We start from the raw sequence: 21,872 nt of genomic DNA, 5'->3' as shown, positions 1-21,872 counted from the left end.
AGCTCGGCCATCACATCTCTAAAGCTTTTCTGCAGTGCAGGACACGTTCGGAAGAGAAACCGGCAAAATCATTCAGCATCTGTCCCAGATATGGCTTGTTGCTCATCTCCAGGAACAGCGGTTGTTCTGGATGATGGATGAACCTGGCCATGGAATCAGCCCATTTCACCGTATGCGTCAGATGCAGGGAGAGGTTTTCTTTGATGATGTCCGGTGCCGTTTCTATTCTGGCTGTCACGTTCATCAGCACGTCATAAGCCGGCGAGGTGAAAGGCTGTCCCGCCAGGAAATCCCGCATCAGCGGCACTCCCTCAGCCATTAAACGGGTATGCCAGGCTCCGCTAACGCCGAGCTTGATGGGTTCATAGCCTTCGTCCGCCAGCACTCTGGCAAAATCACTCAGCGCAGACGGCGTTCCGCCAATCACCTGCTGACGCGGTGTGTTGTCGCAGCTGATATCCAGCGCGATCCCGCTGCGGGTGATGATGTCACTCAGGGTGGCAAAATCGGCCCCCTTCAGCGCCAGCATCGCGCCTTTATGTTTTTTACTCACCGCATCCATGGTGCTGGCACGAAAATGCAGCGTACGGAACAGGGTCTCAAGCGAAATTGCGCCTGCCGCGTACAGCGCACTGTATTCGCCAACGCTATGGCCGCAGGCGCCCACGACGCGGAGCGCCGGGAAGCGCTCGCGGCAGAGGCTGTACAGCGATACGTTGATCGCCGTAACGGCCAGCTGTTGTACCGTGGTCTGGATCAGCCTGTTCATCGGCCCTTTGAGGCAGAGTCGGCGCAGATCGAGACCCGACACATCGCTGGCACAATCCCAGATCTGTTTCGTCGTTGCATTCAGATCCCACAGATCGCTGCCCATACCAATCACCGGGTTTCCCTGGCCGGAAAACAGCAGCACCACAGGCTGCGATGGATTATCACGCATCATAGTCATTTCCTTATAAGTAATACTTAAAGCCAACATAGCCACCGGCGACATCACCGAAGAAGGCAAACTCAGAATTTGCGCTACCCAGCGCGGAATAGACGCCGGTATACGCTTCCAGCTGGTCATCGATAAAGGTCAGCGGTGCGCTGATGTGGAGTCCCGCCATAGTGCTTTTATCCATCAGGTTGAGGATAAAATAGGGTTGCAATGCAATCTGATGGGTGAACTGCACGCTGGACCAGGCGTTAAGATAGTGTTTCCCCTGCAGCATGCCTTTATTGCCCGTATTGCTTATCTCGGAAGCCATCAGGTACTTATAGGAATCAAATGCCCTGTCGAGCGGCGCATAGCCTGTCGGGGTATTTAAGAAGGTCATCAGCTCACGCTGTTTGCGCCATTCCGAGCGGGAATACCCTTCGCTCTGGTAATAATATTCCAGGCCGAAAACGTTAAATTCATCAGAGGTATATTGCCCGCCAACGGCCAGCTCTACGCCATTTTTGTCCCCAGCGTCATACAGCGACGAAGGAAAGGCATAGTTCTGGACTTCGGCACTTTTCTCCTCAGAGAGATGACGCCAGCGCTGCTCCCGGTGCCAGGCCATCTCGGCGTTCAGGGTTAGCTGTGGGGTGTAGTGATAGCTGTCAGAAACAGCAATCGACTGCGACTCACCCAGCAGGATGCGCATTCCCGGCGTATGGTGACGGAAGGCATGTGAGGTATAGCTCAACAGCCAGGCCTCGCTGCTGTTGCCACGCTGGTTCGCGGACCAGTTGCCGGAGGTCAGGTAGTCTTTACCGATCGTCGCCAGCTTCGGAATCACGGTCAGTGAGAGCGACTCGTCCCGGTTATCCATTGACAGCGTCGCGGCCCAGGACGAGGACTGATACGCCGTGCGAAGCGCGGGATCGTAAAGCCGCGTCGGTTTGAACCCGGCGTAGTAATGCGGGGTCAGATCGGACGGTGAACGCAGGAAAAAGAGCCCTGGCTTCGCCTGAAGTTTTCCCACTTCAAGCTGCACGCTGTCTGACACGGCGTAAACCAGTCTCAGACGTTCAATCAGCAGTTGAGAGCGGCTGTCGTCTTCTTCAAATGCCCCCAGCTTACGCGGGGAGTACCAGGTCAGCCCGTAGAGGGATAAGTCCAGTTCCAGCGCATTATCAACAACGGCGCACCGGCTGGTGAGATTCACACCGGCGTCATTGTAGATATTGTGTCTGGTATACGGGTTTCGGCCAGCAATTCGCCAGTCTGAGATTTGTTTTTTGACCAGCGACACCTGCTCATACAGCGTGACCGTGCTGTTTTTAGCCACGTCGGAGCCGGACAGGCAGTCCGCCACTCCGCTCACCGGCAGCGCGGAGAGTGCCAGGGTTAACCCCATGAGTGTGCGTTTCAATTGACACCTCGCTGAATAGACTCGCGAGTAAAGTGGGATTCCGGCAAGGATTCCAGGCGAACATCGCTGTACTCCATCACGGAATAGCTTTTACCGTGACGGGCCTCCTGGACGATAATTTTCATCGGACGCATCTTCCCTAATACCATTTGAAAATCCTGATACAGCACCTCTTTAATCAATTTATTATCCAGAGAGTAATACGACGCTTTAAAAGGACGGTTCTCCCCCTCTTTTTCGACGTAATAGATAACTTTTGGCCAGGTGACGTCATTCGTTTTGCGCACTAACGCCAGCTTATAGCACTGTGTTTCGCCGCACGGCTCTTCACCCAGCAGGGTGGCGTGGTAGGCATACTCAAAATTGGTCACAATGACGTCGCCATTGGAAATTTGTCCCACCAGACGCTGCTGGCGCGAAACGGGAACCGGGCGACGAAGTTCCGGGGTGTAGAACCAAAGATCGTACCAGTCAGAGAGCAGCACTTTGCCCTTGTCGCGCGGGGGATAAATAAACCGTGCCAGCGAACGGGCGTCGGCTTTCATTTCCCCTTCGGGTTTCATAAAGCGCATGGAAATATCCAGCACCTGCTTATTGTCAGGTTGAGACGCTCCCGACTTATATTCATAAATGGTCAGGGTGTAGCGAAAAGGTTTATTCGGAGAACGCACCTCATCGGCACGGCGAATAATCTCTGAGGCTTTGTTATCCACCGGGGCTGAAAACGCCCCTGCGGAAAACAGGCCCAGACAAAAGAGCAGTTTTATGATGACAACGCGTTTCATATCGCTTCCTTACGAAAATTTAAAAGCATCTGAAATATTCAGCCGTGACGCACGTAATGCGGGCAGCACAGAGGCACCGGTGGCGGCCAGGATCGGTAATACCAGGGTTATCCAGGTAAGCGCGACGCTGTCGGTTTTAATAAATGCCGTATAGCCCAGCGTTTGTCCCGGTGACGGCGGCATCGCAATACCGTAAAGATTGATGGCGGAGGCAATGGCATAACCTGTCGCCAGACTGCCAATGGCGCCGATAATGCCAATAAAAATCCCCTCCAGTAAAAACAGCCTTGTAACGTGCAGCGGTTTCAGGCCAATCGCCCTGAGGGTGGTTATTTCCCGGGTACGTTCAATAATATTCATGGTCATCGAATTGCCGATCATAAAGATCACGATCAACCCGACGATGAGCTTAATGAAGAAATAAATCCCGGATAATAAGCCTTCCACTTGCTGATAAAAGATCGACGTCTCTTTCCAGTCTTTTACCATCAGCGGTAAATGATGCTTCGTAATAAACTGGCGCAGTTTGGCGCTGAACAGGGCGGTATCTTCGTCCTTCAGCAGTATTAACACCTTGCTGACGCTGTTGGTCCCCATGATGCGCTGCGCGGTATCAAGCGGGATTTTCATTGCCACATCATCGTAATCCTTAATACCGGACTCAAAGATGCCGCGAAGCTTCATCGATAACGCGCCCTGCCCGCCCTCGGTATTCACCACCAGCACATCCAGCCAGTCGTCATAGCGGGCATTAAGCGTTTTCGCCAGCCCACTGCCCAGCGTGATTTCGTCCGTACGCACCCGGGACAGGTCGCTGCCGGAAATTAATTTATCAAACGATCCCAGCTTTAAGGCAGGCAGAGGCTCCACACCCAGTGCGGAAAAATAACTGGACGTTTCGCTTTCATACTGCGAAATCACCCCGGTAAATTCCAGCTGACCGGATAGCGTCGAAATATGCGGTGCGAGATCGCGATCGTTGAGAATCGCTTTTTTCAGGGCTGCATAATCTGCAATCAGGCTTTTATTCTTATTCGACGTCTGGAAATAATTTTCATTATAAATTTGCACATGCCCAATATTGGTTCGAATCGTTTGCTCTTTCAAAATCCAGAAAGAGTAATCGATAAACCCGCCATACAGAAAAATCGACACACCACCGAGCATAATCGCGGCAATGGTGGAATACGATCGTCTCTTGTGGCGAAAGAGGTTTAAAAAAGCAAACTTCACGTCCCGCGAGCGGAATAATACGCACCAGAGGACAAAAATCAGAATCAGGACAACAACACTATTCGCTAACACCATAACCCCGGACATTTAGTTCCCTTTCACCAGCGGTAACAAGACCTCTGTCACTTCGTTGATATCCCACTCTGGCGCATCGCCAGAAGCCAGCGGTAATGCTGAATTGGCGTTACGCAATTCAATGTGTGCCAGTAGCGCTTCTGCCTCAGCGGTACGTTTACAGCTCAGCAGCGCGCGATAGCGCATTTCGTCAATGTGCTTCATCAACCCGGCATTAAATACCTCAGGGCTTTTCGCCATCAGCTCCGTATCTTTTAACGTCACCACACAGCGTCCAATATCCGCTGGCAGGTAAGCGTCGACACGGGCGCGCATGTAGCGCACCAGCAGATTGCCCTCATTAAGATCTACCGCTTCATCAAGGTAGAAAAAGCCCGTTTTGCCGTATTCAGACGCCCGGATCAGGTCATTCGTTTTGAGGGAATGCTCTGCCTGGCGCAGCATGCCGTAGGCATAAAAAACCAGCGACAGCGCGTTATCATTGGCCTTGTATTCGGTAAACAACGCACGAGTGATATCGGCAAGCTTTTCCGCCTGCGCCGGAAAGCCATTTTTTATCACCTGCTCAGCCACGGGGGCCGCTGCGGCTTTAACGCTCCCGGCATAGGCCATGCAGATCAGCAGCCAGCAGAGAATGAAAAAATTACGATTGTGAATCATGAACTAACACTCCGTCCTTAATTTCAACGACACGCCGCGCGCGCTCTTTCAGCTGGCTTGAGTGCGTCGAAATAATGAAAGTGGTACGCGTCTCCCGGTTGATTTTCAGCAGCAGATCCAGGATGGCTTCACCGGTCACCAGATCGAGGTTCCCGGTCGGCTCATCGGCAATCACCACCTGAGGGTCATGCGCCAGCGCACGGGCGATAGCCACGCGCTGCTGTTGTCCACCCGAAAGCTGGCCCGGCTTACGATCGGTATATCCCATCAGCCCGACGCTCTCGATAAAATACAGCGCCCGCTCTTTCGCCTCTTTTTTGCTGGTATGACCGTTTAATACCAGCGGAAAAAAAACGTTATCAAAGACGCTCAGTACGGGTATCAAGTTAAAAAACTGAAATATGAATCCCAGATGCTTGCCGCGAATCTCCGATAATTGTTCTTCCGGTAAATTATTGAGTAACTTTCTCAGAAACATCACCGAGCCAAAGCTGGGCTTATCAATACCCGACAGGATATTTAACAGCGTACTTTTGCCGCTGCCGGAAGGGCCGCACAGGGCCAAAAACTCGCCTTTCTCTATTTCAAGGTTAATATTTTTCAGGGCATCGACTTTGCCTTCACCCGAGCCATAACTCTTATAGATATTGTTCAGCGATAGCATTGGGAGTTCTTTAATTATTCCGCTCATGGGTTGCCGTTATTCCTTGCACGAGTCAATGTCGAAATAGCTGTAACCGAACTGCCTGTCAGGAACGACAGTTCTTAATTTTCCTGCGAAATGCGGCGCCTGCTGGATATACGCAAAGCTTAATGCCGGCGTCAGGCAGCCACTGGCACCATAGGTGTCGACCAGATCTAACGTCTTTACCGGCGAAACGGTTGAGCGAGACAGCATCTCTTTACGCAGACCGGCAAACGCCACGCGATCCGCAGCGTCCGTGTTCTCAAGGATATCTGCCAGTACGTATTGCCCGCCGTTTACCCGGATCGCACTTTCCTGCTGACTAAAAATGAAACATCCCGCCCGCTCGACGGTTAAATTGACATCCTGGGCTTTACCCTTGTGCTTCTCTCTCCACTTAAGCGCAATATCTTCGTCCGAAAAGACCAGCACCGGGATCGCCCGGTAGGCGGCGCAGATCACCACGTAATCAAACACATCCCAGCTCAGGTAATCCTTTGCCAGACTCATGGCCTGAATGAAAGATTGCCTCTCCCCCCGGAGTTTGCAGGTGGGTGAATTTACGGAAAATTTCTTCACCAGGTTTTTGGGCAGCGTATCAATCATCGAGATATGTAATGCGCTGGAGATATTTTCAAACGGCCCGGATTCGCCCCAGGAATCGACATAAATAAATGCCGTCCGCTGCTTTAACAGCCTCATCCGCTCTTTCGCCGGCAGCGCCATGAGGGCGTTATCTGCCGCTTGCTCCATCGCTTCAAGGTATTTTTGATACTGAGGATTACGGATCATCTCACCGGGATATAACTCCGGCTGCGTACCAAAACGTTTTAAGCCCCAGCCGTTGGCATGGGTTGATTTAAGCGCTTTATTAAATAAATGCGCCTCCCAGGCGTTTAACCAGCTGGGCTGATAGAAATAAAATTTATCTTCCGGCTCAATGAGCGAAAATGAGGATAAATACATGTTACTCTCCATGATCGTTCAACAGCCTGGATGAATATCAGACATCACGGCGCCAATAATTGAGCCATCGACACCTACCCCGACTTTAAGCAGATGATTTTTTTGATGTCCAATAACGCCCTGGTCAATCAGGACATGCTGAGCAACGGCATCAATAATGGTGTCGTTGCCAACGGGTGAAATAAGCTCTCGCTGGGTTAGCGAATGATGCCCAATAATTAAATCGACAATCCCTGAGCCGGTGGCGGTATAGCCAATCTGGCCTTTATAGGCCAGTACCGGGATGGTATTCCCCTCAGTAAACATCTCTATCGCTTTGGCTTCCGCTTTATCGCTGACGGATGAACCATTACCGTGGGGGATAATCGCGCATAATGCCTCCGGGTCGAGTTCGGCTTTTTTCATCGTGGCCTGCATCACTTTTAATATATTGGTGCTAAGCCAGGAACTGTCGTTGCTTCTGCCCGCGCTGATTTGGGTATAGGTTGTTTGTAGCCGCACCCCTCCCTTTGCTTTTCTGGCACGACGGTGACGGCAATTTTCCAGCAGAATCGCACTATAACCTTCAGCGAAAAGCACCCCCTGACTGTTTTCACCAAAGGGCTGAACAAGATGGCTATCCAGCATCGACTGGGTATCCAGAAACCAGATATCCTGGGTTTTTATTTTCGAGCAGTTCACGACTAACACAATATCCACGCCGCCATGCTCAATAGCCTGGCACCCTAAATGCACCGCCGTCAGGGCTGAATTACTGGTGCAATTCATATTGGGGGGTAAATACTGCAGGTTATATTTACGCGCAAGATGTCCGGCAATACGATCCTGCGACATATTATCGACATGCAACTGCATCAATGATTTTGAAAGATAAATATCCTCAACGTCATTTTTGTTGTAGAAACTTTTATAGGCCATACCATCGACCCGCGGGCCAATACCGGTTAAATAAACCCGGGCATTGCACCCGGCCAGCCATTGTGCATCCAGGTTTGCCTGGCCGAGTGCATCGTCAATCAGACGATAAAGCAGATCTAATGCGCTATCATCCGTATGATCCAGCGTGGCAATATGTTTATTGCCATCGAACCCACATTTAATTGCCTCGTCGTCGGATTTAAACCAGGGTTTTCTTTCAACGCGTTTGCCCAGCTTCAGATTATGAATTAACTGAAGACTGTCTTCGGCAAACGGCAGACAGGAACTGAACCCCGAAATGATAGCGGCATTATCCACAATATTATCCTTTAATCACAAACGCGTAGTAGTTGCCGCCTTCCGTCGCGCCCACCAGCAATACGTGCTTCAGGGCAAGTTTCAACGGTTCACGAACGAAGTTAATTCGCTTATCGAAGAACTCAACGGTATGAGGAATAGCGGGAACCGCCTGCTTCTTAATACAGTCAATGATGACGGCCAGGTTAAGCAGTCCGGCAGCAGACGCCACAAAGCCAAAGCAGGCGTTGTAGTTAACAACCGGCACGTCCGGCTTTGTCCGGGCGAAGATTTCGCAAATCGCATCAATTTCAATGCGTGAGCTGTCATCGCTACCGTTGCTGGTACCGCAGACCAGATCGATCTCCTGCGCCGTTACACCGGCATCCGCCAGCGCACGGGCGATGGCCAGCGCCATGGAGGAGGATTTCTCGTCCCGCTGAGAGGCGTCAAAATAGCTGTTGCTACAGGCTTTACCGTAACCGGCCACTTCCGCCAGCACTTCTGCACCCCGCGCGGCGGCACGCTGCGGATCCTCCAGCAGCAACATGCAGGCACCTTCGCCAGGAATGTAGCCCTTCGGATCGTTACCGTAGACCTGATATTCTCCGGCGTCGGAGGTCATATGCAGCTTCTGAGTAACGGCATCCATATAGAGGGACATGGACGGGAAATACTCATCCGCACCGCCCACCAGCACCTGCGGCTGCAGATCCTGACGCACGATTTCGTAGCCGTAGGTGAGTGCGCCTAATGCTGCGTTCTCACCGGTCGCCAGCGTAGTGGTGTAACCCTTGATGCCTTCCGAAATGCCGCAGAACGTTGGGATAGAGTTCATCAACGATCCCGGGAATTCGGAGGTTCTGACTTTGCGTGGGTCCGGCTTAAGGCTCTGCAGATATTTGTAGGTTGTCTCCTGCGGCCCGCTGGACATTCCCATGACCATGCCAAGCGCGTCGCCATCACGCTTGATTTTACGCTTCGCCTGCTCCAGCGCTTCGGACAGGGCAATCAGCGCGAATGTCCCGCCACGCGTGGCCTTACGAGGGTCAAAGCGGCGCAGATGTTTACGCGGCTCGAGCCCGGTAACCTGGAAGGTTTTAAAGTGTTCATTGGCTTCCGGCAGCGTTTCGGCCAGCGCGCTGAAATCTTCCCCAAACAACGCTTCGAACTGACGGGTGGTTTCAAGCACCTCCAGCAGTTCTTTCGCCTCTTCCAGCGTGTCTTCCGGGAAGGTGACGCCGCCCAACTCAACGGTATGGTGTTGTTGCCATACGTTGTCGAGGATCTCGTTAACGGTGTGGCCAATCGCGGAAACGGCACCCAGACCGGTGATCGCCACACGCTTTTCGTCGTAGGCAGTGACCGGGATCGAACAAGGCTCCATGCTGATAATCATGCTGCAGTTGTTACCGCCGAAGGCATAATTGTTCTTCATGAAGAGGTTGATTTTCTGGTCACGGAAGTCGTTTGGCACGTAATCCAGATCGCAGTTTGGACGCGCGTTCGTGAAGTTCAGCGTCGGCAGAACGCGGTTATCCGGCAGCGTGACCAGGCAGGCGATCAGTTCGACGATGCCCGCCGCACCGATGTTATGACCAAAGTAAGACTTGGTTGAGCTCACCAGCAGTTTTTCATTGTTGGCGAACACCTTTTTCATCGCCAGCGTTTCGATACGATCGTTGGCTTCTGTTCCGGTACCGTGGGCGTTGACGTATTCAATCTGATCCGGGGTGACGCCGGCATTTTCCATCGCCTTATGCATGACCTGCACCGCGCCGCTGGCGCGTGGATCCGGTCCGGTTTCGTGGAACGCATCGCAGGAGGTGGCATAAGAGAGGATTTCACCGTAAATGGTGGCGCCGCGTGCGACCGCATGTTCGTACTCTTCAAGTACGATCGCCCCGGCCCCTTCACCGATGGACATCCCCGAGTTGCCGGAGAACGGCGTGCAGGCCTCCGGATGCATCACGTTCAGGGCATAAAAGCCCGCGAAGGTTGGCAGGTAGATCGGTTCCGTCCCGACGGCCAGCATGGTTTTACTTTTGCCGTTCTGGATATAGTCAAACGCCATACCGACCGCGTTAGGGCTCGCCGTACAGGCGGTCGCGACCAGCTCAACGCCGCCCTGTAAGCCGAGCAGCGTGGAGACGCTGGAACAGCAGGAAGAGAAACCGCCAGAGAACAGCGCTTTACGCAGGGAGAAGTCTTCCATGCGTTGCTCAAACAAGGGCAGAAACGCCTCTGTCCCGGCAGACGAGACACCGACAATTAAACCGGTCTCTTTAAGTTGCGCCTTATTCTCAGCCAGCCCCGCCTGTTTCAGCGCATCTTTCCCCACCTTCCAGGCCCAGAGTGCGGCATTATCCAGGGAGGCGATAACGTCCTCCGGTAATTCCGAATAATCAATGTCATGCAAGACTTCGGCGGCTCTGGCATTTTCAAACCATTTTGAAAACCGCACGCTGTCCGTGACGCCATTTTTTTTATTCAGTAATGCGTTTCTGAAATCCTGCAGGTTTTCAGCCAGCGAAGAGAGAATACCGATCCCGGTAATGACAACCCGTTTTCTGTTTGTCTTCATAAATATATGTACCGCCATGTACAGGCAATAAACCGCGAAAAGGATCCGTGGTGTTAATATCCCCACGGATTCTTTTCTCGCCGTTTTAATTAATAATTACAGTGCGCTTTTCGCTTTAGAGGCATCAACAAAACTGTGTTCAGTAGGATTAACCAGCATGCTCAGGTTATAAATAAATGGCATACCTTTGGTTTTCGCGGTCACCGTTTCCGAACGCGTTTGAATCGCAAAGCCGCTAATATCAGACCATGCATATTCATTGTCCATCAGCGCCAGCGCAATAAAGCACTGCAGGGCGGGAGAATAGATGGCCTTAGCCACGTTCCCGACCACCTGACCATCAACCAGTACGTTATCGCCTGATTCAATGCCCGAACAGGCACCCTCGGTAATCATGCCGATAACCTTGCGTGCGCCTTCGCGGTGAGACAGTTCTTCGGCCGCGTCTTTACCCACAAAGCCTTCTTTGTCGTACTGCACGGCCCATTGCAGCTGCAGCTCTACCGGATTGAGGTTGTACTCCGCCCACAGCGCGTCGTCCCAGCCTGGGTTTTCGATACGCACAATTTTCTGGTAGTCCAGCCCGCCGGTCTGCAGCTGGTATTTGCCGCCGTGCTCCAGCAGCTGCTGCCACTGATCCAGCAGCTGTTCCTGCTGGCCAACGACCATATAGGCGAATTCACCGTGTTTACCGCAGCGGAATACCATCAGCTCATCGTCGGTATTCATATACTCATAGTAGGGCAGACCAATCACGTCGAAGCCGTGGATCTCGGACATCAGCTCCCAGGAGTAAGGCCCTTCCACCATGATCGCACCCCAGTTCTGCTCACGCATATCAGCCAATTCGGGCGCTTCCTGGATATCCAGCTCGTCGGCTTTTTCCAGAAGGGCGTTCAGACCAGCGATAATTTCCGCCGCCGGAATGTTCTCGGACATGATGTAATAGCCCTCGGATGAGCAGAGCACATACACATCGCCGCGCACGGTACCGTCTTCATTCAATACCAGCGAGTAGATCCCCTGCTCATCGCGGATAATCGAGACATCGGCCGAGACAAAATAGTTCACCAGTGCCCAGGCATCATCACCCATCACGCTGACAATCGACATGTGGGAATAGTCAACCAGCAGCGCATTTTCACGCACCGCTTTATATTCCACCATGGGGTCGTGATAGGCAGAAGGCACGTTGGCATTGTTGTAAATGCCCATTTTCGCTTTGTTTTTTAAATGAAAATCATAAAGAGATTTCATAACGTAATCCTGTTATTCGCAATGATAAATTAAGCTTTTTTCTTCTGGATGATAAATGTCGCCAGATTATTGATACTTCTCATATAAGAAGGATCGTCGCTTTCGCTCACTTTGATATCGAAAACTTTATCCAGCATGACCACAATTTCCGTCGCATCAACGGAATCCAGTTTTAAACCATTACCAAACAGGGCAGTATCATCATCAATTTGAGACTCATCACGTTGGATATTCAAACGCTGAATAATCTCAGTTTTAATTGTCATCAGCACGTCCTTGCGCTGGTCAATTTCGTTTTTCATTGTAGACATGGTTATAACTCTCTCAGGGGTTTACTTTGTTTCGCGGAAATTAATAATGGTGCCATGGCTAATTAACCGCTTACCGACGTTTGCCGTCACGGAATAGTGCTTAAAGCCATGGGCATCAGAAAATGCCAGCTTGCTGGTCACTTCAATCGAATCGCCTGGGTAGGCAATATCTTTAAATTTCAAATTCTGGGCCGCCAGCACACCGCGAACCTGTGCGCGGCGCGTGCGAATGATTGCCAGCATCTCGTCACGCTGAATGAGCGCATGAATGTCGCGTAACGATTTCAGCTCACCACCGAACGTCTCATTGTAGATATCGCAAATGTCGGTGAGGAACGACAGATACTCGCTGGCCTGACCAAAAATCTCAGAAATAATGACCCCGGGCATGATCGGATCGTCCGGGAAATGCCCCAGCAGATAAGGTTCGTTATAGGTGATGTGTTTGGTCACCTTCACGTAGCCATTTTCGCCATATTTGAAGTCATCAATTCTGTCGACCATCAGCAGCGGCTGGCGCCAGCCGCCCATTTCCAGAAAAATCTTCGAGGGGATAACGTATTTAGACATAACTCACCGCATCACCAGACCGCCATCGATAACGATGGTTTGACCCACAATGTAGCTGGACGCTGTCGAGCCCAGATAAACGATGGTGTTGGCCACTTCATCACACTGGCCGAGACGGCGCAGAGGAATGGAGGCGGTGACGCCACGCACGACGGTACGGGATACCTTCTTCACCATTTTGGATTCAATCATTCCCGGCGCGATGGCATTTACGCGCACGCCATACGGCGCCAGTTCAGCCGCCAGGGTACGGGTGAATCCGAGGATGGCCCCTTTAGACGCGCTGTAGTTTGCCTGCCCGACGCTGGGGATAATGGCCGCAATGGAGGCCACGTTGATGATGGCCGGGCTTTCGGCGGAGCGCAGCAGCATTAAGGCTTCTTTCGTCAGGCGGAAAATGCTGAACAGGTTGGTGTTCACCACCTGGCTGAAATCATCAAAACTCATCGAGGCAAACAGGCTGTCTTTCACAATCCCGGCGTTGTTAACCAGCACATCCAGCTTGCCCGCTTCCTCGGTCAGGCGTGAACAGAGCGCAGTGACGCTCAGTGGATCGGCGAGATCGCACTGAATCAGCGTGAGTTTGCCCCCGGCCGGGTGGGTTTCTTTCAGTTCGGTTAACTGCGTGGCATTCGATTTATACAGCGCATAAACGTCGCAGTCCTGGTCAAGAAACTTAGCGCAGATCGCCAGGCCAATATCACCACTGGCGCCGGTGACCAGAACCGTCTTTTCCTTAAGATCGTTATATTGATACATAATATTCACTGATAGTTAGGTTAATAAAGTATGACAACAGCCGTCGCATAACTCTGACAATGCGAAATACTCAACGATGAATTCGCAATTTTTTTCTCGACCAGCAACGCTTTTACGCGTCCGTTAAAAATAAAACTGGGGCATCCATAATCATCATGGCTGATTTCGATGTCCTGAAATGTAATACCGTCCCGGAAGCCACACCCCAACGCTTTTACGAGCGCCTCTTTCGCCGCCCAAAACCCCGACGCACGTTCATAATTGGGATCGGCCAGATCAATTTTTTTGATTTCTTGTTCGGTATAGACCCGCTGTAAAAAATCTGCCTGCCAGTGGGTTATTGCCCGACGTATTCGTGAAACCTCGACGATATCCGTACCGATACGCATTTTTTCGCCAGTCCTTTTTTATAACTGATAAGTCAGATTCAGATTAAAATTAAGCTTATCGACATCCATGCTGCCCGGGTATTTCAGCGGGACTGACAATGACGAGTCATAGCCCAGACTTTTTATGCTTCCCTGAATACCCACTGTCCCACCGATAATAAATTCCTCACCCCAGGTTTGGTCCCGCCGCATTTGCCCGCCATCTACGCCGATATAGTAGCTGGCGTTGATATCTCGCACCGGGTGATAGAGTGTATTTTGCAGGTAGTAACCGCTGTTTCCCGTCAGGCCAACGCTATTTTCAAACCCACGAACGCTCCAGCGATCCCCTATCGTTATTTGATCCTGGAGGGTCAACTCACGCGGCGCGTATTGCGCAAAAAAAAAGGCGCTATATACGTTATTGCTAAACTGTCGGGTATAGCGACTTTCAACATTAACCCGCTGACTGACGGGGCTGACATCGCCATAGACCATATCCGGCGTTTTTTCGGCACCGAACCCAGTGACAAAACGCTGCCAGGATAAGGTGGAATCCCAGTTTGCATTCACCAGCTGCTGCGTGTAATTCACACCAAACTTGACGTTATCCATGTCACGCTTCTGCAAGACAAGCTCTTCGCCATTAATGGTATAACCGGATTTTCGCCGAATCAGCTCGGCACTCCCCGTCACCTTCCGGCTTTTATCCCGGTAGACCGTACGCGACGCCTTGACGCTGCCGTACTCACTCTTTCCGGCGTAATCCACCGAGGTGTAATAGAGCGGTATCGCCTGCCGCGAACGACTGCCGCTGTAGAAGAGCGAATAGTTCCAGTAGCCTACCGGCAGGGCATAGTAACCACTTACACTCTGGTACTGCCCCGTCGTGCTCTTCGTTCCTGCCAGATAAAACAGGTCACTAAAGCGGGCGGTGTTGTATAAATATCCCACCACTGAGGCCAGGTATTCTCCTGTCGCTTTATCGCCCCAGTTGTTATAGCTCGCCCGCACGCTCCACTGCTTTTCCCGGTTGGTGGTGATGCGAATCGTGCTATACCCGTGCTTCGTACCCGGTTCAATATTGATCTTCACATCCACGCCGGGTTCTTGCTGCAGGTTTTCCAGGCCCTGCTCGATATCGCGAATATTCAAAATGTCTTCTTTCGCAAACGGCAGCATCCATGGATTAATATCATTATGCTCGACAATAATTTTTTCTATTTTCCCGGCATTCACATCAAGCTTCAGCGTGCCGGAGGAAATATCCTGCGAAGGAATAGTGATACGGGTCGTGATGTAACCGGCATCAATATAAAAATCTTGCAACGCGGTGGCAATTTTCACCACACCGATGCTGCCAACGCAGCGTCCGAGGATCTCTTTTTTAACCGCTTTTTCGGTTTTACGTTTCAAAAAATCATTATCAAGAACAAGCGCCTTTAGGGTAAAACAGTTTTCCTCCTCCGGTAGTTTATCCAGTCTGAATACTTTACTTTCGGTGCTGGAGAATACATCCTGCCGATACACCTTTTGTTCTTTGAAAGCATTCAGATCTGCATTTTGCTGCTGTTTAATCAGAGTAGAAATGTCGTCAACCGCAAACAATTGAAAAGACATCACCAGCAATAACAGTAAAAATTTAAATCGCAGTTCCATTCACTTTCTCAGAAAAAAAGGCAGCAGGGTCTCGTTCTGACTTTGCGCTATCAGGCGATAGCTGCTGCCTTTTGTTACACCTTATCGATTACATACCAACAATGGTGCCGGTATTGGTTACTTTATTGGTAATCAGTTCCATACCGTATAAGCCACCGAATACGGCATCCTGACCGCTGTTTGTCACGTTATTCGCCGCGACACCAGCAACGCCATAAGACAGCATATTGAGGTAGTTATAGATATTCCCTGCCGTTTTCACAGACAGCGTATAATCGCTCACAATATTACCGCGGTTGGAAATGTCGGCACCGGCATTCAACGCGATATTCTGAGCAAGAATATTGCTGTTGCTGTTATTGGTAATGTGACGCTGAGTATCCATTTTCAGATTAGTACCCGCGACGATGTCTTTGAAGTTCTCAACACCGTTCAGGGCATTAATTGTCAGCGCGTTATCTGCAGAAAGCGCATTGCGGTTATACAAAGTACCTTTCAGCACGTTGACGTTCACATCGCCTTTACCGCTGATCCAGCCGTAGTTGGTGACGCTGTTATCCACAGTCAGATTAAGATTCTTATCTGACGCGATAACGCCGGTCGCGGTGTTGTTAGCCATGCTGCCATCGCTGTAGTTGCTCAGCGAACCCGCTGTCACGTCCAGGTTGCCCGCACTCCAGAGGGTCGCGTAGTTGTTGTAGAACGTGCCTGCCGCTTTGACGATCGCATCGGCGCCGCTCACCAGCATCGCACGGGTGTTATCCAGCGTCCCTTTCGACAGCACGCTCAGTGCACCGTTATCCGCGATGATGCTGCTGTTGTTGTTGTAGACGTTCTGCCCGGAAACAGACACACCTTCTCGGCCAATCATGCCGCCAACATCGCCCGTCACACCAAAGGTTTCGCCGTGATAACGAACAAAGTTGTTACCGTCACGGTTTTCAACATTTCCGGCCGCATTCACGGACAGCTTTTTGTTCGCCACGATCATTGCGGTGTTGTTATACACCGTTGATTTCGTCTCAACAGCGACATTCTCACCTGCAATCAACCCGTTGTTGTTATCCACGATGTTGGCTGAAAGTTTGATATCACCGGCCTGAGAAAGCAGTGAACCACGGTTGTTGTCGAAATACCCCATCAGCGCCAGGTCGATATTGCCGTAGGCAGCCGTCCGACCGTAGTCGTTATTCAGTCGGTTTGCCTTAAGAACGATATCGCTACCGGACTCGATTTTTCCGTAGTAGTTATCAACGGTTCCACCCGCGGTAATCGTCACATCGCCGGCCTCAGCGATGAGCTTACCGCGACTGTTATTCACATTGCCTGTCGCCGTCAGCGTCAAATTGCCGTCGGCTTTGATCGTGGAGGCGTTGTTATCAATGTTATTGGCACTGAAGGAGGCATCGCCATAGCTGACCATATTCAGGTCGTTATAGAGATTACCTTTAGTGGTAATCACCATACCGTTGTCAGCGACGATGTTACCGCGGTTGTTGACATCATAGACTGCCGAGATCGTGACGCTATCGCCCACCATGTTGCCGTCGGAGTTGTTCGTCACGCCACGCTGGGTATTCACCACCAGAGCGCCACCCGCAGCGATGTTTTTCTGGTTTTCAACACCCGACTGAGCAGAAACCGTCAGCGATTTCTCAGCGGAGAGCGTATTACGGTTGGTCAGGGAGCCGTTCAGAATGTTCAGGATGGCATCACCCAGGCTGCTGATCCAGCCATAGTTGGTCACGCTGCTCGCCACATTCATCGTCAGATCGCTGTCAGCCGCAATCACCCCCGTCGCATTGTTGTCTTCGAGCGCGCCGTTGCTGTAGTTGCTCAGGCTGTTAGCCTCGATCGCCAGATCGCCCATGCTGTAGGTGGTGGAATAGTTGTTATTAAACGAACCACCCGCCTTGATAGACGCATCTCCACCGCTCACCAGTAACGCGCGAGAGTTATCGATGTTACCTTTTGCCTGTACTTTCAGCGGGCCATTTTCAGAAATGATACGGCTTTGGTTGTTGTAAATCGTGTTCCCGGACAGCGAGACGCCTTCTTTACCAACCATGCCGCCATTCTGCTGAGGCATGCCGAAATAGGTACCAAATGCAGAGCCGAAATCCGTACCGTAACGGTTTTCGATGTTATCGCCTGCAGTAACGCTCAATACCTTACTGGCAACGATGAACGCGGTGTTGTTATTAACCCCGGCATTGGCATTAATGGTGACGTTTTGTCCCATAATGAAGCCACCGCGGTTGTTCAGGGCATTTGATGCCAGGGCAACATCACCTTCTTCAGAACTGAATACGCCAATGTAGTTGGTGATATTTCCACCCACTTGCGCGCTCACGCCGGTACGGCCCGCTACACCGCCGTTGTCGTTACGCATGGAGGCGGCTTTAGCAATCACTTTGCTGTTGGAGTTCAGCTTACCGGAGTAGTTATCAATCGTGCCGGCACTTTCGAGGGAGATATCGCCATTCGACGCCATCTGCCCACCGTTATTGTTGATGCTGTTCGCGGCAATCTGCACGCCCTTCTCAGCAATAATGCCTAACGAGTCATCGCTGGCCGTATCGGCGGTTTTGGTCGCGCCGTTATTAACCGTACCTTTCGCGGCAATCTTGGTGAAACCACCCGCAGAACGGATCATGCCTCGGTTGTTATCGACGTTACCGCCGCTCACAACGTTCACATCACCGAGGGCGTCAACTAAACCGCTGTTGTTGTTAACAGCAGCAGATTCAAGGCCAACATAACCGCCCTTGATCTGGCCGTTGCTGTTATTCAGGGTGCCGGTTTTTAACGCCACGATCCCGGCTTCAATACCGACAGTCTTCCCTTTACCGTAGTTGGTTAAGGTGTTGTTGTTGGTATCAACAGCCAGCATGCCCGCTGCGGCCATTTTACCGTTGGTGTTATCAATGGCGCCGCTATTGACGTAGAGGTCGCCCATCGTCGAAATGTTGCCTGAGCGGCTGTTGACGAGGGTATTTTTATTGGTGTCCAGCGCAATGGTACCGACGGACGTAATATCCCCGGTGGTGTTGTTCAGTGCACCATTGGTTTTAATATTGATCTGACCAGAGGACTCAATGCGCGCGTTGTTATTCAGCAGTTGACCGTTAGCGTCAATATTTACGCCGTTAACGCCACCCGCAATAATGCCCTGGTTACGCACGCCCACACCGCTTTCGGTGCTGACGAGGGTGATCTTGTTAGCATACATCCCGCCCAGGGCAGCCACGTCAATGCTGTTGGCATTACGAATGCCAGCCGCAGTAACAGAACCGGTGACCTGACCTGCCGCGTTGACGTAGTTATTACCCGCCACAACGTTCAGCTCACCCGCGCTCACTTTGTCAGTGACCACCACATTACGGGACAGAATTTCTGTCGGGCTGGCGTTATTCAGTTTACCCAGCGTAATGGTGCCGCCATTGACAGAATAACCGGCTAACTGATCGTTCTGAATATCCGGCGTACCGGTTGTCAGGGTCAGTTTACCGGTGTTAATGGAGCCGCCACCATTAACGGTAATCCCGTTCGGGTTGGCAATGATTAAATCAGCTTTATCGCCCGCCACTTCCATCATACCGTTAATAGCAGAGGCATTTTTAGAGGTGACTTCGTTCAGGATGACTTTCGCCGACCCGGAGGTCAGATTGCTGTTCCCCTGCACCTTACCCGCCAGCACGGTGTTGGATTCAGTCGTGCTGTTATTGAAGATAAGCCCATTCTTATCAACGTTTAACTTGTCATACACATTATGAGAAAGCCCCTTATCGTTGGCTTTATTAATGTTAATGACGGGCACATTTCCGGCCGAATACACCACGCCGTTCTTGATGTTAATCTCTGCTGTGTGCGCAACAAATGGCAGAGCGAGCAGAACAGAAGCAGCAACGGGATGCCACTTCAGCTCCAGCTGAAAGACTTTATTTTTTTTACTATTCATTTAATCGACTCTTTATTACGGAATTATTACATTTTTCAAAATATAACATCACCACTCTAAATAATTACTTCATATCCGTTGATTGCTTTTGGTCCCTCCTGTCACTCCCTGATGGTTCATTAATTTAGATTTTTAAGAGCATTCCTTGACATTAATTCTGGCATTTTTATTCTGAACTGGCATTCAGACTGCACCACATAACGGGAACTTTTAATTAGGAACTCGTCATCAGGCCTTCGGAATTTTATACATTCCAGACCTGTCAATACGTATTCATTAAAGAACAGAGATGAATTATTCCTGGTATGAGTAATCGCCATAGCTATAAGAGGCTGAAGCCCGCTTCTCAACACCGTTGAATATCACACCCTGGATGGCGATACCGTTTTGATCAAATCGACGCAGTCCCGCTTCAACCTCCTGGATCGAGTTCTGTTCGAATCTGACGACCATCAGAGACGTTGAGGCGAAACGGCCAATGATCGCGGCATCCGTGACGCTCAGAATCGGTGGCGTATCCAGAATAATGACATCGTACTGGGCTGAACAGGCGTCAATCAGCGTTCGGAATTTCGGCGTCATAAACAGCTCGGCAGGGTTGTTGACCATTCTTCCACGGCCAATAAAATCAACGCCCTGGTACTCTGTCTCTTCTATTACCCGGGCCACCTCCGCATCCGAAGATAAATAATCGGCAAGCCCGGCATGGCCGTCCGTTTGCGAGAAGATACTGTGCAAATAGCCCCTTCGCAGATCGCAGTCAATCACCAACACCCGGGTGCCGGCCTGCGCCATCAGCACCGCGAGGTTGGAACTGATGAAGGATTTACCCACCCCCGGTGAGGTACCTGAAATCATTAATATTTTGTTCTCCGCCTTCAGCATGGCGAAATGAAGGCTGGTCCGTAGCCCTCTTATCGCCTCAACCGCCAGCGAGGTGGGCGAAGATTTGGCTAACAGCTCGTCAGACTGGTAGGTTGTAATGGCACGGCAGCGTCTGCTCTTCGTCCGTTCAGGCGCCAGCGGAACGACGGCATGAACAGGAATACCCCGTTTTTCCAGCTCCGCGGGCTGTTTGATCCCTTTGATTAACATGTTGCGTATCAGAATCACGCCGGAGGCGAACAGGAAGCCCGTCAGCGCCGACAGGATGACAATCAACAACTTTTTCGGTTTAACCGGCTTATGCTGGGTGACGGCATTGTCAATAATGCGAACATTACCCAGCGTACTGGCCTTATTGATATTGAGCTCATGCTGCTTGTTCAACAACAGCATATAGATATCATTTCCCATCTGCACATCACGGGTCATGCTCAAAATTTCCTGCTGCGTTCGCGGCATGGTGCTGATACGTTGATTAAGTTTCTCTTTTTCTTCCTGCAGGACGGCTCGTTTTTCTGACAGTGCTTTATAAGCCGGATGCGAACGCTTATATAGCTTTGAAATCTCGGCCTCTTTAAAGGTTAATTCATTCAGTTGGGTATCGATGGACACCACATTGTCGAGGATGAATTTAGCCTCCAGCGATAAATCAACCGACTCATTATTCTTTCTGAAATCATTGAGTTTATTTTCGGCCGTCACCAGATTGTTTTTAATTTGCAGCAATTGTTCATTCACGAAGGCCAGACTCTTGCTGGCCTCTTCTGACTTACGTGCAACATCCTGGGCAAGATAATTGTGGCTGATCGTTTCAAGAATTTTGCTGATCATCACCGGATCGGAACCGGTCATGCTGAGATGAAGCATCCCATTGCCACCGGATTTTCCATCCACCACCAGGTTGTTTTTGATCTCATCAATCACCGAATATTCATTGTGTTTACGTAAAATGAAGACGGTATTCTGCGTCAGTTCGGCATGTTCAATCATAAAATCAATGCCGTGCGCGTGAAGCGGGACGCCGACGTTACCCTGCAACACGGTCTCGCCGACCTGCAGGGTGTAGTCACCCGCCATCGTGATAGTCAGGATCATCGCTTCGTTCAGGAACGCCTCGGGCACGGCCAGGGTTGAAATCTCAATCTTACCCGTCGGTTTGCCAAACAGGCGCAGGAGCAGCGCATTCGCAAACGGATAGCGTTTCTCAGTCACGGAGATATCCAGCGCCAGATCGCGCACGGTTTTGCCAATCACCATCCGCGATTTAATTAACGAAATCTCTGATTCTGAAGCGACGCCGGAGCCTTCAGGCAGCATTGTGGATAACTTATTTAAAAGCCCCGTAGAAGCATTTTTCTCAACCTGAATTAATGCATCACTTTTATAGACGGGCGCTAAACTGTAAGCGATAACAATGCCGAACGCGATAAACAGTAATGTTGTCACCGCTATCCAGACCTTACTGTAATATAACACTTTAAGGATTTGGAAAAGGTCAACATCCTCCTCCCGCGGAACATTATCGGTTTGCGATTTGCTAATGTGTTTGTCAAACAT

17 protein-coding genes are annotated in these 21,872 nt (G+C 50.9%); all 17 read right to left on the bottom strand.

Annotation, left to right across the window (positions count from 1 at the left end):
* Positions 1-10: 10 nt before the first annotated feature.
* A complete protein-coding gene (locus SP99_RS04235) occupies positions 11-943 on the bottom strand; it encodes an ACP S-malonyltransferase (RefSeq protein ID WP_082137887.1) in 933 nt (310 codons plus the stop codon).
* A 10-nt stretch (positions 944-953) separates the two neighbouring features.
* Positions 954-2,342, bottom strand: coding sequence for a hypothetical protein (locus tag SP99_RS04230; protein ID WP_047957810.1), 1,389 nt, complete (start codon positions 2,340-2,342; stop codon positions 954-956).
* Positions 2,339-3,127: an outer membrane lipoprotein-sorting protein gene (locus SP99_RS04225; protein ID WP_047957809.1), complete on the bottom strand. Its 789-nt coding sequence runs from the start codon at positions 3,125-3,127 to the stop codon at positions 2,339-2,341. The genes SP99_RS04230 and SP99_RS04225 overlap by 4 nt, the downstream gene beginning before the upstream one ends.
* A 9-nt stretch (positions 3,128-3,136) precedes the next feature.
* Entirely contained in the window at positions 3,137-4,447 is a 1,311-nt protein-coding gene (locus SP99_RS04220) for an ABC transporter permease (RefSeq protein ID WP_047957808.1), read from the bottom strand.
* Positions 4,448-5,095, bottom strand: a complete 648-nt coding sequence (locus SP99_RS04215; protein WP_047957807.1) for a hypothetical protein — start codon at positions 5,093-5,095, stop codon at positions 4,448-4,450.
* Complete coding sequence (locus tag SP99_RS04210) at positions 5,079-5,786, bottom strand: ABC transporter ATP-binding protein (protein WP_025759033.1); 708 nt, start codon at positions 5,784-5,786, stop codon at positions 5,079-5,081. Before SP99_RS04210 ends, SP99_RS04215 begins: the two co-directional genes overlap by 17 nt.
* 9 nt (positions 5,787-5,795) lie before the next feature.
* Complete coding sequence (locus tag SP99_RS04205) at positions 5,796-6,746, bottom strand: hypothetical protein (protein WP_047957806.1); 951 nt, start codon at positions 6,744-6,746, stop codon at positions 5,796-5,798.
* Positions 6,747-6,764: 18 nt separating this feature from the next.
* Positions 6,765-7,982 carry a beta-ketoacyl synthase gene (locus SP99_RS04200; RefSeq protein WP_047957805.1) on the bottom strand — a complete coding sequence of 406 codons (1,218 nt, stop codon included), beginning with the start codon at positions 7,980-7,982 and terminating at the stop codon, positions 6,765-6,767.
* A gap of 4 nt (positions 7,983-7,986) precedes the next feature.
* Entirely contained in the window at positions 7,987-10,545 is a 2,559-nt protein-coding gene (locus SP99_RS04195) for a beta-ketoacyl-[acyl-carrier-protein] synthase family protein (RefSeq protein WP_047959771.1), read from the bottom strand.
* Between the two features lie 96 nt (positions 10,546-10,641).
* Entirely contained in the window at positions 10,642-11,802 is a 1,161-nt protein-coding gene (locus tag SP99_RS04190) for an aminomethyl transferase family protein (protein WP_047957804.1), read from the bottom strand.
* Between the two features lie 29 nt (positions 11,803-11,831).
* On the bottom strand, positions 11,832-12,113 hold the full coding sequence (locus SP99_RS04185; protein ID WP_013095701.1) for an acyl carrier protein: 282 nt from the start codon (positions 12,111-12,113) through the stop codon (positions 11,832-11,834).
* Between the two features lie 21 nt (positions 12,114-12,134).
* Entirely contained in the window at positions 12,135-12,683 is a 549-nt protein-coding gene (locus SP99_RS04180; RefSeq protein ID WP_025759038.1) for a hotdog family protein, read from the bottom strand.
* A 3-nt stretch (positions 12,684-12,686) separates the two neighbouring features.
* Complete coding sequence (locus SP99_RS04175; RefSeq protein WP_047957803.1) at positions 12,687-13,442, bottom strand: SDR family oxidoreductase; 756 nt, start codon at positions 13,440-13,442, stop codon at positions 12,687-12,689.
* Between the two features lie 20 nt (positions 13,443-13,462).
* Positions 13,463-13,831, bottom strand: a complete 369-nt coding sequence (gene acpS / locus SP99_RS04170; RefSeq protein WP_025759042.1) for a holo-ACP synthase — start codon at positions 13,829-13,831, stop codon at positions 13,463-13,465.
* 18 nt (positions 13,832-13,849) lie between these two features.
* Positions 13,850-15,469 (bottom strand): ShlB/FhaC/HecB family hemolysin secretion/activation protein, encoded by a 1,620-nt coding sequence (locus SP99_RS04165; protein WP_047957802.1) that lies wholly within the window; start codon positions 15,467-15,469, stop codon positions 13,850-13,852.
* A gap of 88 nt (positions 15,470-15,557) precedes the next feature.
* Positions 15,558-19,430, bottom strand: coding sequence for a beta strand repeat-containing protein (locus SP99_RS04160; protein WP_082137886.1), 3,873 nt, complete (start codon positions 19,428-19,430; stop codon positions 15,558-15,560).
* 294 nt (positions 19,431-19,724) lie between these two features.
* Positions 19,725-21,872 (bottom strand): polysaccharide biosynthesis tyrosine autokinase, encoded by a 2,148-nt coding sequence (locus SP99_RS04155; RefSeq protein WP_047957801.1) that lies wholly within the window; start codon positions 21,870-21,872, stop codon positions 19,725-19,727.

This window comes from Enterobacter sp. BIDMC92 (assembly GCF_001030225.1).
GTDB lineage: Bacteria > Pseudomonadota > Gammaproteobacteria > Enterobacterales > Enterobacteriaceae > Enterobacter > Enterobacter sichuanensis.
Note: the sequence above shows the minus strand (reverse complement) of the source record. Positions and strands in the feature narration are given on the sequence as shown.